This is a genomic window from Bacillus sp. JJ1503, assembly GCF_036965125.1.
Classification (GTDB): domain Bacteria; phylum Bacillota; class Bacilli; order Bacillales; family Cytobacillaceae; genus Cytobacillus.
The window spans coordinates 1-15,487 of the sequence record NZ_JBALOZ010000008.1; the positions used below are offsets into that span (position 1 = coordinate 1).

15 protein-coding genes are annotated in these 15,487 nt (G+C 38.1%); 12 read left to right on the forward strand and 3 right to left on the reverse strand.

All coding sequences use genetic code 11. The annotated features are described in order from the left end of the window. Positions 1 to 173: 173 nt before the first annotated feature. From V7149_RS00985 to V7149_RS01010, 6 genes are all read left to right on the forward strand, one after another. Positions 174 to 1,385: a M20 metallopeptidase family protein gene (locus tag V7149_RS00985; protein WP_335343814.1), complete on the forward strand. Its 1,212-nt coding sequence runs from the start codon at positions 174 to 176 to the stop codon at positions 1,383 to 1,385. Further along, positions 1,382 to 2,950, forward strand: coding sequence for an ABC transporter substrate-binding protein (locus tag V7149_RS00990; RefSeq protein ID WP_335343815.1), 1,569 nt, complete (start codon positions 1,382 to 1,384; stop codon positions 2,948 to 2,950). The genes V7149_RS00985 and V7149_RS00990 overlap by 4 nt, the downstream gene beginning before the upstream one ends. Before the next feature lie 214 nt (positions 2,951 to 3,164). Then, positions 3,165 to 4,082 (forward strand): ABC transporter permease, encoded by a 918-nt coding sequence (locus V7149_RS00995; RefSeq protein ID WP_335343816.1) that lies wholly within the window; start codon positions 3,165 to 3,167, stop codon positions 4,080 to 4,082. 17 nt (positions 4,083 to 4,099) lie between these two features. Then, entirely contained in the window at positions 4,100 to 5,026 is a 927-nt protein-coding gene (locus V7149_RS01000) for an ABC transporter permease (protein ID WP_335343817.1), read from the forward strand. A gap of 9 nt (positions 5,027 to 5,035) precedes the next feature. Further along, a complete protein-coding gene (locus tag V7149_RS01005) occupies positions 5,036 to 5,998 on the forward strand; it encodes an ABC transporter ATP-binding protein (RefSeq protein WP_335343818.1) in 963 nt (320 codons plus the stop codon). Positions 5,999 to 6,010: 12 nt separating this feature from the next. Further along, positions 6,011 to 7,003, forward strand: coding sequence for an ABC transporter ATP-binding protein (locus V7149_RS01010; RefSeq protein ID WP_335343819.1), 993 nt, complete (start codon positions 6,011 to 6,013; stop codon positions 7,001 to 7,003). A gap of 55 nt (positions 7,004 to 7,058) precedes the next feature. Here the strand turns inward: V7149_RS01010 and V7149_RS01015 are convergent, their stop codons facing one another. Both V7149_RS01015 and V7149_RS01020 read right to left on the reverse strand, forming a co-directional pair. Then, the gene (locus tag V7149_RS01015; RefSeq protein WP_335343820.1) at positions 7,059 to 7,397 is read right to left on the reverse strand and encodes an ArsR/SmtB family transcription factor; all 339 of its coding nucleotides are present in this window, start codon (positions 7,395 to 7,397) and stop codon (positions 7,059 to 7,061) included. Next, positions 7,397 to 7,819, reverse strand: coding sequence for an SRPBCC family protein (locus V7149_RS01020; RefSeq protein WP_335485926.1), 423 nt, complete (start codon positions 7,817 to 7,819; stop codon positions 7,397 to 7,399). The genes V7149_RS01015 and V7149_RS01020 overlap by 1 nt, the downstream gene beginning before the upstream one ends. Before the next feature lie 468 nt (positions 7,820 to 8,287). Between V7149_RS01020 and V7149_RS01025 the strand changes: the two genes are divergently transcribed. The 4 genes from V7149_RS01025 to V7149_RS01040 all read left to right on the forward strand — a co-directional run bounded on the left by V7149_RS01025 (position 8,288) and on the right by V7149_RS01040 (position 12,040). Continuing rightward, the gene (locus V7149_RS01025; protein WP_335343828.1) at positions 8,288 to 9,517 is read left to right on the forward strand and encodes an MFS transporter; all 1,230 of its coding nucleotides are present in this window, start codon (positions 8,288 to 8,290) and stop codon (positions 9,515 to 9,517) included. Positions 9,518 to 9,731: 214 nt separating this feature from the next. After that, positions 9,732 to 9,941, forward strand: coding sequence for a hypothetical protein (locus V7149_RS01030; protein ID WP_335343822.1), 210 nt, complete (start codon positions 9,732 to 9,734; stop codon positions 9,939 to 9,941). 451 nt (positions 9,942 to 10,392) lie between these two features. After that, a complete protein-coding gene (locus tag V7149_RS01035; protein WP_335343823.1) occupies positions 10,393 to 10,668 on the forward strand; it encodes a DUF2277 domain-containing protein in 276 nt (91 codons plus the stop codon). A 172-nt stretch (positions 10,669 to 10,840) separates the two neighbouring features. Next, positions 10,841 to 12,040, forward strand: coding sequence for an MFS transporter (locus V7149_RS01040; RefSeq protein WP_335343824.1), 1,200 nt, complete (start codon positions 10,841 to 10,843; stop codon positions 12,038 to 12,040). An 81-nt stretch (positions 12,041 to 12,121) separates the two neighbouring features. Here the strand turns inward: V7149_RS01040 and V7149_RS01045 are convergent, their stop codons facing one another. After that, positions 12,122 to 12,619: an SRPBCC family protein gene (locus tag V7149_RS01045; RefSeq protein WP_335343825.1), complete on the reverse strand. Its 498-nt coding sequence runs from the start codon at positions 12,617 to 12,619 to the stop codon at positions 12,122 to 12,124. Between the two features lie 675 nt (positions 12,620 to 13,294). Between V7149_RS01045 and V7149_RS01050 the strand changes: the two genes are divergently transcribed. Next, positions 13,295 to 14,863, forward strand: a complete 1,569-nt coding sequence (locus tag V7149_RS01050) for a spore germination protein (RefSeq protein ID WP_335343826.1) — start codon at positions 13,295 to 13,297, stop codon at positions 14,861 to 14,863. Then, positions 14,860 to 15,487: GerAB/ArcD/ProY family transporter (locus V7149_RS01055; protein ID WP_335343827.1), on the forward strand; the 628-nt coding region annotated here is incomplete at its 3' end. The genes V7149_RS01050 and V7149_RS01055, both read left to right, overlap by 4 nt.

Genomic DNA, 15,487 nt, shown 5'->3' on the forward strand with positions numbered 1-15,487 from the left:
CATTAGACTATCTTAATAAGTCGGAATAATTATATTAAAAAAATTGTTTGACTATTAACGCATTAACGTATTATAGTAATACTATTAAAAAGACAGACAATTTTAATAAAGAGAAAAAATTTTAATATATTTATAAAATTATATTAAAAAGTAAGTAGGGGGTAATTTTGGCTATGGGAACTTCAATGAAATCAGAAATTCTTGAAAAAGCCTATGAGCTTAAAAATCAGTTAATAACATGGAGACGCGATTTTCACCAGCATCCAGAATTGGGTTTTGAAGAAGTTAGAACATCAAAAATTGTTGCCGAACATTTAGAGTCTTTAGGAATCGAAACAACAAGAAATATCGGAAAAACTGGTGTTGTTGGATTGATAAAAGGGAAAAGCGAAGGCCCTACGATTGCATTAAGAGCAGATATGGATGCTTTACCGATGGAAGATCGGAAAACAGTCGATTATCGTTCAAAGGTTCCGGGAAAGGCTCATGCCTGTGGTCATGATGCTCACACGAGTATGCTTATGGGAGCCGCGAAAGTTTTGGCTGAAATGGGAGGACCAGAGAAGGGGAACATTAAATTTATTTTCCAACCTGCTGAAGAGGGATTAGGCGGAGCTCCGGCAATGATTGAGGATGGGGTGTTATCTAATCCGACAGTTAATAGAATTGCAGGGTTACATATAGATCCTATGCTGCCATCTGGAACTCTAGCTGTAGTTCGGAATCAGGCAATGGCTGCAGCTGATACGTTTGAGGTAAAAATAATTGGAGTAGGCGGTCATGCTGCTAGACCACATCAAACTGTTGACTCTATTACTGTAGCAAGTGAAGTAATTTCAGCATTGCAGCATGTTGTAAGCAGACAAATTGATCCGTTAGATCCTGCGGTATTAACCATTGGGAAAATTGAGGGCGGCAGTGCTTACAATATTATAGCTCCAGAGGTTACTTTTATTGGAACTGTCAGAACTTTAAACCCCGAAGTAAGGGAAGCGATGCCGAATAAAATGGAAAGTATTATTAAAGGTGTAACAGAAGCCTTTGGTGCAAATTATGAATTTAATTACGACATGGGTTACCCAAGTGTAATCAATGATGACCAAATGGTTGATTTGCTTGATCAAACCGCTAAGGAATTAGTTGGTGATTCAAACTTTAATTATATTAAACCATCGATGGGCGGAGAAGATTTTTCCTATTATACAAAACATATACCAGGCGTATTTTTCCGATTGGGAGCGAGTAAGGATGGAAGCTATCCGCTCCATCATCCGCTATTTGATATTAATGATGAAATATTGCCGCTAGGATCTGCTGCATTAGTTCAGTTGGCTCTAAATTTTCTTAATAATGAAACAAAACAACATAATGGAGGACAATCATGAAAAAGCTTAGAAATGCTAGTTTTATAGTTTTAATGGTTTTAATGGTTATTATTGCGGGCTGCAGTAATGGTGATAATGCCTCAACTGCCAATGGCTCAAAAGGAAGTAAGGGTACTGAAAATAGTGATAAGGATTTAACCATCGCAGTTAGTGCTGATGTGGCGAGTTTTGATGTTCATAACCACCAAGCAACACAAACACAAGCTATCCATGTGAATATGTTTGATTCCTTAATTGAGAAGAATCGTGATGGTGAATTTGTTCCTGATTTAGCTGACTCTTGGAAAAATATTGACGAATTAACTTGGGAGTTCACCTTAAATCCAAAGGCAAAATTCCACAATGGTGACCCGGTGACTTCTAATGATGTGAAATTTTCATTAGAGCGCGCTGCAACTGATACATCATTATTAGAAAATAAATATTTTAAACAAATTAAAGAAGTAAAAGTAATTGATGATCATACGTTTCAAGTTATTACAAATGGGCCAGACCCAGTATTGCTTAATCGTGTATCCAGACAAGGATCTGGGATCTTGCCTGCAAAATATATCGAAGAAAACGGCTGGGAGCATTTCTTGAAAAATCCAGTAGGTGCAGGACCGTATAAATTTGTTGAATGGAAAAAAGATGATCGTATCGTGCTTGAAAAATTTGCTGAGTATCATAAATATGATCCGAAATGGGAAAAAGTTGTTTTCCGTATTATCCCTGAAGATTCTACCCGTGTAGCGGAGCTTCTAACGGGTGGTGTAGATATGGCGGTAAATATCCCTCCAAGTGATTGGGAGCGAGTAAAAAATAATGAAGGCACACAAATGGTATCAGGACCAACACATCGTATCATGCAGCTGGTTCTCCGCTTAACTGATGGAAATGCAACAGCTGATCCTCGAGTAAGGGAAGCCATTGATTTAGCCATCGATAAACAATTGATCATTGACACAATTTATGGAGGAGCAGGAACACCGACGAGAACGGGAGTAACTCCATATTCATTTGGCGGGAATGAAGATTTATATGGGAAAAGTTTATTTGATCCTGAAAAAGCGAAGAAATTATTAAAAGAAGCAGGGTATGAAAAAGGGCTTGATCTTACATTAAGTGTTTCAAATGGACGTTATTTAAAGGATAAGGAATCCGCTGAATTAATCCAAGCGATGTTAGCGGAAGTGGGCGTCAACGTAACTCTTGAACCATTAGAATGGAGTAAGTTTTTAGAAAACGTGAGTGGAAAAACGTTTAAAGAAGTGTACATGGTTGGCTTTGCAAATTCTTTAGGTGATGCTTCCAATCCTTTAGGACAAGTTCACCCTGCCATTACTGCAGGTGAAACGGACTATAAGAACCCTGAGATTGAAAAGCTTTTAGATGAAGCGATGTATAATATGAATGAAGAGGCACGTGCTGAGCAATATAAACAAGTTCAAGAAATCGTGGCAGAAGAACGCCCTCGTGTTTATTTATACACACTAGACCAATTCCTTGGAATGAGTGACAAGCTAACATATGAGACACACATTGATGAATGGTATGTTGTAGATGATGTTGAAGTAGTCAAATAATAAACTTGTCTAGTGAAAAGGTCTCGTTAATGGGACCTTTTCCCTTATCAATATTAATAAAGTAACCTCAAACTACATTCAGTGAGTGACTAATTTAAACAAATTGTTATAGTCAGGGACTTACATCTGAAGAATGCGCCACATATATTAGACCTTTTACTAAAACGCCGTCTACAGGCAATACGATATTTACCATTTACAATGAGGTGAAAGGATGAAGAAATTTCTATTCAAACAAATATTACAGATCATACCTGTTCTGTTTTTAATTACATTAATTGTTTTTATACTCGTTAATGTAACGGGTGATCCTGTTACATTAGCATTACCAATGGATGCTACAGAAGAAGAACGCGAAGAATTAACCCGTGCACTAGGCTTAGACAAACCTCTCCTTGTGCAATATGGAGTTTTTATAAGTAATCTTGTTCAAGGGGATTTTGGAAATTCATTTAAATATCAAGAGGCAGCACTTCCTATCATTCTGGATCGTTTGCCTGCGACATTAGAATTGGCAACTGCCTCTATGGTAGTAGCGATCATTATTTCTGTCCCGTTAGGAATTTTATCTGCAACAAGAAGAAATTCTTTCTTGGATTTATTTATTACAGGTGGCTCTGTGCTTGGAAAAGCAATGCCTAACTTCTGGTTAGGAATCATGCTTATTTTATTATTCTCAGTTACTTTAGGCATGTTCCCAGTGTCAGGAAGAGGAACGATGGCTCATCTTGTTTTGCCAGCTATAACTTTAGGAGCTGGAATAGCAGCACAGATGACCAGATTAATTCGTTCAAGCATGCTTGATATCTTGGGACAAGACTATATTCGAACGGCTAGAGCAAAGGGCTTGGTTGAAGCAATCGTTATTAATAAGCATGGGCTGCGTAATGCCTTAATTCCTGTTATTACGATTATGGCCTTGCAAACTTCAACTTTAATTGGAGGAACACTTATTACTGAGACTGTATTTGCGTGGCCGGGAATGGGTCAGCTTTTAATACAATCAGTGAATGCCCGTGACATGGCAGTAGTTCAAGCAGCAACATTTATCATTGCATTGTTTGTTATTTTCAGTAATTTATTAGCCGATTTAGCTTATCGTTTTCTAGATCCAAGAATTAAATATGATTAAAGTATAGGGGGGATTTCATGTCTTTACCAACTCATATGGAAAAAATAAACGCTTCAAATCTAAGTAAAACTAAAGAAGTAGGAAGATTTTCAAAGTTTTTATCCCAATTGTTAAAAAGTAAAACAGGAACAGTAGGATTACTAATTGTGATTCTAGTTGTAATAGGAGCAATTTTTGCACCTCTCCTTGCACCATTTGATCCTGCGGTCACAAATGTAGCAAACAGGCTGAAACCCCCTTTTTGGATGGATGGCGCTGTCGCTGGCCATCTTTTGGGGACAGATAACCTTGGCAGAGATATTTTGAGCAGAATTCTCTATGGATCAAGGGTTTCATTATTAGTAGGATTTTCAGCCGTTTTATTAGCGGGCTTGATCGGAATGGTAATGGGGTTAATATCTGGTTATTACGGTGGAATTGTAGATACAATCATCATGAGATTAGTAGATTCCTTTTTGGCAATCCCGAATATTCTATTTATGTTAATTGTTTTAGCGATTTTGGGTCCAAGTCTACCAACATTAATTCTTGTATTAGGCGGAATTACTTGGGTCACTTATGCAAGAATGGTACGAAGTGAAACATTAAGCATTAAGGCAAGGGACTTTGTTCGTTCAGCTAAGGCAATCGGAGCAAAGGATAGCCGAATCATAGCGACTTATATTTTGCCAAATATTATTTCATCCTTTATTGTCATTGCTACTCTAAATGTCGCCTCTACAATCATTTTGGAAGCCTCATTAAGCTTTTTAGGATTAGGCATACAGCCTCCTGATGTTTCATGGGGACTAATGTTAAGTGACGGAAGAGAATATTTAGCTACAAGCTGGTGGATCGCAACATTCCCAGGCATAGCCATTACAATTACGGTCCTGGGAATCATTTTCCTAGGTGACTGGCTGCGAGACACACTTGATCCTCGTTTGAAAGCGAAGAAGGGGTAGGGTGGTTTTGTGACAACTAAACTATTAGACATTCAAGAACTACAAGTACAATTCAAAACTGAAGGCGGCATAGTTAATTCAGTAAATAACGTAACATTCTCGGTAGATAAAGGAGAAACCGTGGCTGTCGTTGGTGAATCTGGCTGTGGAAAAAGTGTAACATCATTATCGATTCTAGGGTTGATTTCTTCTCCAGGCAAGATTACAGGCGGTAAAATTGGTTTTGAAGATAAGGATTTAACAACGATAAATAAAAAGCAGCTACGGAAAATTCGCGGAAATGAAATTGCTATGATCTTCCAAGAGCCGATGACTTCATTGAATCCAGTCTTTACAATTGGAAATCAGATGAGCGAAGTATTTCGAGTCCACCAAAATCTTTCTAAAAATGAAGCAAAGGAAAAAAGCATTGACATGCTAAACCGAGTTGGGATTCCAAATGCGGAAAAAGTAGTCAATAATTTCCCTCATCAGCTTTCAGGTGGAATGAGGCAAAGGGTAATGATTGCCATGGCACTTTCTTGTAATCCGAAATTATTGATTGCTGATGAGCCAACTACTGCACTAGATGTGACGATTCAGGCACAAATTTTAGATTTAATGAAGGAATTAAAAGAAGAGTCAAATACAGGTATGATTCTGATTACTCATGATCTAGGTGTGGTAGCTGAAATGGCTGATAAAGTAGTTGTTATGTATGCAGGGGAAGTAGTGGAAGAAGCGCCAGTTAAAGAAATCTTTGCAAATCCGAAGCATCCATATACAGAAGGCTTAATTAACTCCATTCCAAAGCTTGAAGTCCAGCAGGAATATTTAGATTCGATTACCGGTTCTGTACCTAATCCTCTTCAAATGCCTACAGGATGTGCTTTCCATCCTCGTTGCCCATTAGCAACAGAACAATGTAAATTAAGTAAGCCAAAATTGGAACAAATAAACGAAGTTCATAAAAAACGCTGTTTTAATACGTAAGGAGGTTATGGCATGTCGGTAAATACTGAAGAGAAAATACTTCTTGAAGTCAAAGGGCTGAAAAAACATTTCATCTCAAGCAAAGGATTCTTTTCAAGTGAAAAAACAACAGTCCGTGCTGTTGATGGCCTTAACTTCTTTGTGAAACAAGGTGAAACACTTGGTATTGTAGGAGAGTCTGGTTGTGGAAAATCTACAACAGGACAAATGATTATGAAACTTTTAGAACCTACTGAAGGCGAAATTTGGTTTAATAATCAGAACTTAAATGACCTGAATAAAGAACAAATTAGAAAAATTCGCCGCGATCTTCAGATTATTTTTCAAGATCCATTTTCATCCCTCAATCCAAGGATGACTGTTGGGCAGTTAATAGGTGAACCATTAAAGGTTCATAAGGTTTATTCTTCAAGTCAAGAGATTAAGCAAAAGGTGATAGAATTACTTGAGGTCGTTGGTCTTGGCGAACATCATTATAATAGGTACCCACATGAGTTTAGTGGAGGTCAAAGACAGCGGATTGGAATTGCCCGTGCTTTGGCATTAAATCCTAAATTGATCGTTTGTGATGAGCCAGTTTCTGCACTTGATGTTTCAATCCAATCTCAAATCTTAAATCTTTTAAAGGATTTACAGAAGAAATACAACCTAACATATATATTTATTGCACATGGTTTACCAGCTGTAAAACATATTAGTGATCGAATCGCTGTTATGTATCTAGGGAAAATTGTTGAAATTGCAAGCCGTGATTCCTTATTTGAAAATACTTCACACCCGTATACCGAGGCTCTGCTGTCTGCTATACCAAGACCAAATCCAGAGTTTCAGAAGAAGCAAATTAGGCTAACAGGAGATCTGCCAAGCCCAGCAAATCCGCCAAGCGGCTGTACTTTTCATACTAGGTGTCCGTATGCAACAGATCTTTGCAAGCAAAAGGAACCTGAACTAATGGAACATCTCGATGGACATTTTGCAGCCTGTCATTTCCCTTTGAAAAAATAGATTGAATAATCATGTATAAACCCGATTCTGTTTTAAAAGAATCGGGTTTTTTGCCTCAATCGTGCCCGCGCTCATTCTCTTGACCTTCAACGAGATATTTTAGCATCGATAGCTTATTATCCCAGAACTGATCGAAGTAGGCGAGCCATTGTTTTAATTCTGTGAACGATTCGGGCTGCAGACTATAGCGCTTTTCTCGACCTACTTTTTGCCCGCTTACAAGTTCTGCTTCTGACAACAAGTGAAGATGCTTAGCAATAGCCGTTCGGCTCATGGAGAAATGAGCCGTAATTTCTGAAATGGGCCGATCTTTTTCTGCCAATAACTTAAGCACTTCTCTGCGAGTGGGATCGGCAATCGCCTGGAAAACATCATACTTTTGTAAAGCTGACATTACCCTTCCACAACTTTGCGTAGTTTTTGTTTAACAAGCGCCTCCCAGCCGCCGTTCATTGTATCGCGGATTTCGGCTGCACTTCTTCCGGCTTTAGGTACAATTTCATCTGTTTGTTTCCAGCCGCCATGAACCATTGTAAATTCAGTTTTATCTCCTAAATCCTTTAAATCGAAAGAAACAAACCAGCCATCTGTATCCCAAGAAAAAGATAAATGATTCGGAGCATTAATTTCCAATACTTTACACGGAGATGGCCCGAATGGAGATTGTATATGAAATTCATGGCCTACCTCTAGCTGGAAGTCATTTGGCATGAACCAAGATGCAATGCCTTCTGCTGTTGATACGGCTTCCCATACTTTTTGAATGGGCGCTTCAAATACAATAGTCTTATTAATATCCGCTACTTTAGTTTGCATAGTCATAATCCTTCTTTCTAGTTAATATGAAACCATTTGGTTTCTCTTTTTGGATTATATAAAACCATTTGGTTTCATGTCAAGAACTGTCTTTTGTAAATAATTTACCCTTTTTTTGTAAAAAAATTAAATAAGTGCTTGAAACCTAGAATGAAATTGTGTACGATATTAACACATTACACGAGAGGGTGACCATAGGGCGATGATCTACTAATCCTGTTTTCAAACGTACATTCGTAAATTGCGAAGTCATATTTGAATGGGATTAGTCTATACTTTTATAGAAAAAAGATGATCGTTGCAGTAGTACAGCCGTACTATGTCTTTTTCTATGGTTTTAGATGAACTCCTATCCAAACATGGCGGATGGGAGTCTTTTGCGTCTTTAAGTAATTATTGAAAAGAGGTTTCAAACAAGAAATCGGTGCTTTCGCCTTTTTCCTCCTATCCTACCTCTCACTACTAGAAATGAGGAATGTTATGTCACAATTATTTAAAAACCGTTTTGTTCAGGCTATTTTTCTATCATCCTTATTCCTTCAAATCGGAATTTGGGTTCGAAATTTTGCTGTTCTTCTATTCGTCATGGAAAAAACAAATGGAGATGCCTTTGCCGTTTCGATGATATCTGTTGCCGAGTTTGCTCCAATCTTTATTTTCTCCTTTATTGGCGGGACATTCGCCGATCGCTGGCGGCCAAAGAGAACGATGATTTGGTGTGATATATTAAGTGCGGTTTCCGTATTTGCAGTATTAATCACTCTAGTGATCGGCTCCTGGAAAATCATTTTCTTCGCCACATTAATATCAGCCATTTTATCGCAATTTTCCCAGCCGTCAGGAATGAAATTATTTAAAATGCACTTGGATGAAAAATTGATCCAATCAGCGATGTCTATTTATCAAACTATTTTTGCTGTTTTCATGGTTTTTGGTCCAGTGCTTGGAACGTTTGTATTCCAGCAATTTGGAATAGATGTGTCCATTGCCATTACTGGCGTTGCGTTCCTCCTTTCCGCAGTCATGCTAGCCTTTATTCCAGCTGACCATTCGATGGAAAGCGAAAAGAAAGAATCGTCTTTGCTGGAAGAAATGCAAAGCGGAATTCGCTATGTTCTTGGAAAAAAGGAATTGAAGCTTCTTGGACTTTGTTTTATGGCTGCAGGGCTTGCGATTGGGTTGATCCACCCTTTATCCATTTTTCTCGTGACAGAACGATTGGAATTAGCAAAAGAAAGCTTACAATGGCTATTAATGGCAAACGGAATCGGGATGATAGTAGGTGGAGCGATCTCAGTTATGTTCTCAAAGTCTGTTCCGCCGCAAAAGCTATTGGTCATTGGTATGCTAGCAAATGCTGTAGGGATGAGTGTGATTGGTTTCTCTACTAATTTACCGCTTACGCTTGGAGCAGAATTTGTGAACGGTTTATTCTTTCCATGCATCCAAATTGGGATTAATACGCTAATCCTTCAAAATACCCAATCTGAATTCATTGGAAGAGTTAATGGAACATTAAGTCCGCTTTTCAGTGGGGCTATGGTAATAACAATGAGTTTGGCAGGTATCCTAAAAGAAATGACATCGATTGTTACGATGTTCGAGTTTGCAGCTGTTCTATTTGTTATTGGCCTTCTCGTCATTTTGCCAATTTACAATATGAAAGCTCCGGCACAAGGAATGTTAGCAAAGGAATAAATGAAGATAGAAAGAACGCTTCAAATTTGAAGCGTTCTTTCAATTTAACAAGTACACTTTGGCTCAAATCAATGCGAAAAGTTTAGTGACTAAACTTACCAGCAGTTAATTAGATGATTTTTAATTAATAGTACAAATTGAAGTGCAAAATACATTTGAGGGATGTGTTTAATTGTGAAAGCAATAGCACTTCCCAAACATGGAGGTGAAATAATTGGCAGACGAAAAGCGAAATCGTATTGACATCGATGCTGGTGAGGCACTTGGAACGGGAGCCGGTGCTGCTGCTGGTGCTGCAGTGGGTTCTGTGTTAGGTCCGCTTGGCACAGTTGCGGGCGCTATTGCTGGCGGTGCACTAGGCAACAAGGCGGGCGAAGGTGCCGATGGTGCTATGGATCGGACGGCGAATCGAGAGCAAGAGTAGAAGTTCCGCCTTTGCTTAGTTTTGTCATGTGATGTCTGGTCCCAGACAAGGTAGAATCTAACCTTAAATTTAATATGGAAATAGAAGTAGTAAATTCATCGAATTGTTCAGGTTGAGNNAAGGTTCAAAAGTGTTAATTTTGTATGATTTTCATCGATTAACGGCACTAGTGTCCGTTCACTTTTGGAAGTTGGGGGATTTTAAGTAAATAGCGGAATGGGAGTCCGTTAAACTTTTGCAAAGTAATAGTAAAGTATTGAATAAATCAACGCTCCGAGCACATGATCTGGGCGTTTTTGCTATTTTAGCTGCATTTCAAATCCCCCATTTGCGGAACGAATTACTACTCGGATCAGTTACTTTCTAAAAAATGCATTTTGAGAATAAAAGGATATTCATCGCCATTTGTAGAATGGGAAGTAGTTATTAATGAAAGAAAGAGGAGAAACTTATGTGCAGAAATATTAAAACCTTATTTAATTTTGATCCCCCTGCTACCGAAGAAGAAATTCACGCAGCAGCTCTTCAGTACGTAAGAAAGATAACAGGTTTCAACAAGCCGTCAAAGGTGAACGATGAAGCGTTTAATCGCGCGGTTAATGAGGTAGCAAGAATTTCTAGGGAATTATTTTGCTCCCTTGAAACGAGTGCCGACCCGCGCAATCGTGAAATCGAAGCGGAATGTGCTCGAGCCAGAAACGCTAAGCGATTTGGTACAACAAGCTAGTTTGGCTGATCATAAAAAGGATATCGGATTATTGACAATTGCCTAGTATTAATGTAAAAATTATTATTTGTCTTGAATAGCAGAAAAGTTCTTTCCAAGGTGAATCAACTCAAGTAATAAGTGAAGTTAATTATTAGGTTGACATGTAATAGAGAATGAGAGGGTAACAATCATGAATGCAGAACAACGGAAAAAAATATTGATATTGATGATAAATATGTTCATTGCTATTGGAAGTTTTGGGATTATTATCCCAATTTTGCCTGCGTATTTAGAATCCATTAATCAAGGTGGTACAGCCGCGGGTTTAATGATTGCACTATTTGCAGGAGCACAATTAATCTTTTCTCCGATTGCAGGGAAATGGGCTGATCAATACGGACGCAGAAAGATGATTATTTATGGTTTAATAGGGCTGACGCTTTCGATGTTTGTATTTTATGGCTTTGATTCTATTTGGTGGCTATATACTTCTCGAATCATTGGAGGCATTGGCGCAGCATTGCTCATACCGGCTATTTTTGCTTATATAGCGGATATTACTACGATGGATCAACGAGCAAAAGGAAATAGCTTAGTATCAGCCGCAATGTCACTAGGTATTGTTATTGGCCCGGGCGTAGGCGGTTTCTTGGTGGATTTTGGATTAAAGGTTCCACTTTTGATTTCTGCACTTGTATCACTTGTTGCCGTATTATTTTCCATCTATATCCTAAAGGAAAGTAAAACATCAGAAATAAAGGATTTTTCCGAAGATGAAGAATCCATGGCTAGAAAAATGATTCGATCTGTGAAGATGCCTTACTTTATTCCGTTGATTATAACGCTCGTAATGAGTTTTGGATTAATGGCATTCGAATCAGTTCTTGGTCTATTTGTTGATAATCAATTTGGTGCAACTCCGCAGCAAATTGCGATGATGGTAACATCTACGGGTATTGTAAGCGTCATTGTGCAGCTTTTCGTAGTTGATCGGATCGTTAGTCTTTATGGAGAAGGTGTTGTCCTAAATATTTTTTTAGGAGTAGCAGCAATTGGTTTCCTTCTCTCTTTGTTTGCGTCTTCATATGCACTTTTCTTTGGGATTACTCTTTTAATCTTCCTTGCCACTTCTGTTCTTCGTCCCGTCTTAAATACCCTTATCTCCAAAATGGCTGGGAATGAACAAGGCTTCGCAATGGGAATGAATAATGCTTACATGAGTATCGGGAATGTTCTCGGGCCAACACTGGCCGGAATGTTATATGATGTTAATATAATCTATCCATTCATTATGGGTCTATTTTTCTTAGTTTTGACAATGTTAGTAACAATTGTTTGGCAGAAACGGTTAGCCCAAAATAATAAACTGGTAAATCATAAGGTGATATAGGAAATGATTTTCTTAAATTAACAGTTAAATAAACATATCATTGAATAGAGGACTTTTCACTTTGTTCTATATCGACCTATTTTAGTTTCTTGAAATATTTGATAGGTAATTAGCCAGTTGAACGAAGGTTCCTGAAAAGCCCTCATGAACTATTTCTTGCATCTCCTCGTAAGTTTTAATTTCTTCCTCAGTTGGAGATACAGGAGTCCCAATCATCGTAAGAATTGTTTTTCCTTCAAACTCAGTAAATGTAAAAGTATTGCTAATTTTTAGAGGCCAGTTGTTGTTAAAAGGAGCACGTACGATGTTACCAATCTCATCAGAAAAGAAAGAAGTATAAACGAGTTTCTCTGGAGCATTTATTTCATGATAAATAAATTTGACCCACATTACGTTACCGTCAGGAGATGTCTGACTGTAATGAAAGACACCATCCTGGCGAAGCTCAAACTTAGAAATCTCAAAAGTCCATCCTTTTGGGCCCCACCAGTTCTGCAAATGTTCTGATTCGGTAAATGCTTTAAATACAAGCTCACGAGGAGCGTTGAATGTATGAGTGATTTCGGTTATTGTAAACATTTTATTCCTCCAATGATTGTGTTTTATTTTGCAGTTCTTTTAGATGAGGTTCCAAACTTTTGAGATTTTCTTCCCAGATTTCACGATACTGTTCTAACTAAATGTTAAATGCCTAAAGGGTTCTGGATGGAGCTTATAGATTCAATGATTTGCTTCAGCATAAAATTCCACCCCACCTGATTTATAATGCCCACTTAATGTTTAGATGCCAATGGCTAGTGAATCTGAAGCGGTCTGCAATTTCTTCATGGAAAGCGGGCCGTCTTTAAGGATTCAACAATCCTTAATCGATTTGGCTCGGCAAGAGCACTTAATAATTTAGTATTCATCTTTACACCACGATTTATTAATATAATATTCCTTGACTAAAATTTATACGAACAGGATGGGGAACTTATCCATTCATAGTCATCTTCGTTTGCCACTTACGACCAAAGCATGATTAAACCTAATTCCTCGGCGATGCCTACATGTTGAAAAAAGGTAAAGAAGGGCTTTGAACATTTTAATATAGTAAAAAAGGACAGTTCAAATCTATGGACTGTCCTTTTGTTATCCTTCCAAAGTACTAAGTGTATGAAATTCCACATATCCTTGTTTTTCCTGGGGAAGATATGTTTATCTTTCCACAACGAGGGAGTATATCCCTTTTTGTTTTCCATGGAGGACATCGGCATGTTTAGGCAATTATTTAAAAAACCATTCAAAAGTCAAAGGAAGCTTACTGATCATAAGCAAGGAGATATTCCAAGTACGATTTACTCAGATCTCCAGGCAAATCTTGACAGCATTAAAAGGTTATTAAACTCACCGGATGATCTCATACAAAGAGTTTTCACTTTAGGTAATAGTGAACATAGGTGTGCCATCGTTTGTATTGATGGATTAGTAGATAAAGATATCATAAATAACCAAATTATTAAAAATATTCAACTTGGCATTCCAAATGTGAAAGAGGACATTCCAACATCTGGAGAAGATATTTTAAAAGAACTGAAGAATGGGGTTATATCTAATGATGGACTTCAGACTGCAGATACATTTGATCAGGTGATGTTGGCTATCTTGTCCGGGGACACAGCATTACTAGTTAACGGCACGAATAAAGTATTGATTGTTGGGAGCAAGGGATGGGAGAAACGATCAATAGAAGAACCAGCAACTGAATCATTAGTAAGAGGACCAAGGGAAGGATTCAACGAAAATATTCGGACTAATACAATGCTGATCCGCAGGCATATACGGGATCCAAATCTTCGCTTCGAATCTTATAAGGTTGGCAGGCGATCAAAAAAAGATCTGATCGTATGCTATGTTGAAGGGATTGTTCATACGGATATTCTGGCTGAAGTGAAGAGAAGGCTAAAGGCAATCGATATTGATGATGCTCCTGAAAGTGGAACAATTGAGCAGTGGATTGAGGATAGTTTTTTGTCTCCTTTTCCACAAGTGCTTCACACTGAGAGACCAGATAAGACAACAAGCGCCCTCTTACAAGGGAAGGTGGCGATCCTATTAGATGGTACCCCTTTTGTTTTAATTGCCCCAACGACCTTAGTGTCACTCTTTCAATCTCCAGAAGATTATTATGAGCGTTGGTTTATCGGGTCATTGCTGAGAATACTAAGATTTTTTGCCGCTTTTTTTGCGATTTTTTTACCGGCTATCTATATTTCCTTGGTGTCATTCCATCAAGGGATGATCCCTTCAAAATTAGCTTTTTCAATTGCTGCTTCTAGAGAAGGTGTCCCTTTCCCGGCAATTATCGAGGCATTTATGATGGAAGCAACATTGGAGCTGCTCCGAGAGGCAGGGGTTCGGCTGCCAAAACCAATTGGCCAAACGATTGGAATTGTCGGAGGTTTAGTAATTGGGGATGCAGCCGTACAAGCTGGTATCGTAAGTCCCATTATGATCATGGTTGTTGCTGTTACAGCTATTTCTTCTTTTGCCATTCCATCCTACAGTGCGGGTATTGCGTTTAGGATACTGAGATTCGGCACAATGCTTGCAGCGGGATTCTTCGGACTTTACGGCATAGTTCTTGTTTATATTATGATTAGCATTCATATCGCTAGATTAACGAGTTTTGGAATCCCATATTCTGCTCCGTATTCGCCGACAATTAAGGATGATTGGAAGGATATCGTTTTTCGTGCTCCTATTACACTGTTGACAAAAAGGCCGCAATATTTACAGACAGAGGATGACACTCGAGCAAATAAAGGGGATGAGCAATCATGAAATCCTTTGAATATGGTGACAGAGAAGTTGGCAGAAAAGAAGTTATGATGGCAGTTGCAAATATGGTCATTGGATTTGGCGTCCTTACCCTCCCTCGGACAATTGTAAAAGCCACAAATTCAATAGATGGTTGGATATCTATTGTGTTAGGGGGAGTTACTGCTATTTGTTTTGTAGGGGTATTAGCCACATTGCTCGCTAGATTTCCAAAGAAGAATTTCCATGAGTTTACGTCTCTAATCATTAATAAACCAGTTGCAACAATCCTGACCTTATTATTTTCAATGTTCACGATGCTCTTTGTTAGTTATGAGACGAGAGGAGTTGCTGACATTTCCAAATTATACTTATTTGATCGGACTCCTGCTGAAGTCATTTGTTTTGTCTTTTTATTAGTTGTTATCTATGCTGTTTCAGATTCAAGTGCAGTTCTTCTTCGTGTGAATCTCATGTTCATGCCTGTAGTATTACTTATCGTCCTAATTTTGATCATAATGAATATTGGTTTTTTTGATTATAAACATATAAAGCCATTTTTTATTACAGGCTGGAAGGATATTTTAAAAGGGTCAAAGGAAACAGTTTTTTCATTCTTAGGCTTTGAAATTCTCTTATTTTACAACA

Bases quoted from the DNA above. Each gene is read 5' to 3' on its own strand.
- V7149_RS01040 (WP_335343824.1), top strand. From the start codon at position 10,841: ATGAATGCAGAACAACGGAAAAAAATATTGATATTGATGATAAATATG.
- V7149_RS01020 (WP_335485926.1), bottom strand. From the start codon at position 7,819: ATGCAAACTAAAGTAGCGGATATTAATAAGACTATTGTATTTGAAGCG.
- V7149_RS01015 (WP_335343820.1), bottom strand. From the start codon at position 7,397: ATGTCAGCTTTACAAAAGTATGATGTTTTCCAGGCGATTGCCGATCCC.
- V7149_RS01025 (WP_335343828.1), top strand. From the start codon at position 8,288: ATGAGGAATGTTATGTCACAATTATTTAAAAACCGTTTTGTTCAGGCT.
- V7149_RS01000 (WP_335343817.1), top strand. From the start codon at position 4,100: ATGTCTTTACCAACTCATATGGAAAAAATAAACGCTTCAAATCTAAGT.
- V7149_RS00990 (WP_335343815.1), top strand. From the start codon at position 1,382: ATGAAAAAGCTTAGAAATGCTAGTTTTATAGTTTTAATGGTTTTAATG.
- V7149_RS00985 (WP_335343814.1), top strand. From the start codon at position 174: ATGGGAACTTCAATGAAATCAGAAATTCTTGAAAAAGCCTATGAGCTT.
- V7149_RS01050 (WP_335343826.1), top strand. From the start codon at position 13,295: ATGTTTAGGCAATTATTTAAAAAACCATTCAAAAGTCAAAGGAAGCTT.
- V7149_RS01035 (WP_335343823.1), top strand. From the start codon at position 10,393: ATGTGCAGAAATATTAAAACCTTATTTAATTTTGATCCCCCTGCTACC.
- V7149_RS01045 (WP_335343825.1), bottom strand. From the start codon at position 12,619: ATGTTTACAATAACCGAAATCACTCATACATTCAACGCTCCTCGTGAG.
- V7149_RS00995 (WP_335343816.1), top strand. From the start codon at position 3,165: ATGAAGAAATTTCTATTCAAACAAATATTACAGATCATACCTGTTCTG.
- V7149_RS01010 (WP_335343819.1), top strand. From the start codon at position 6,011: ATGTCGGTAAATACTGAAGAGAAAATACTTCTTGAAGTCAAAGGGCTG.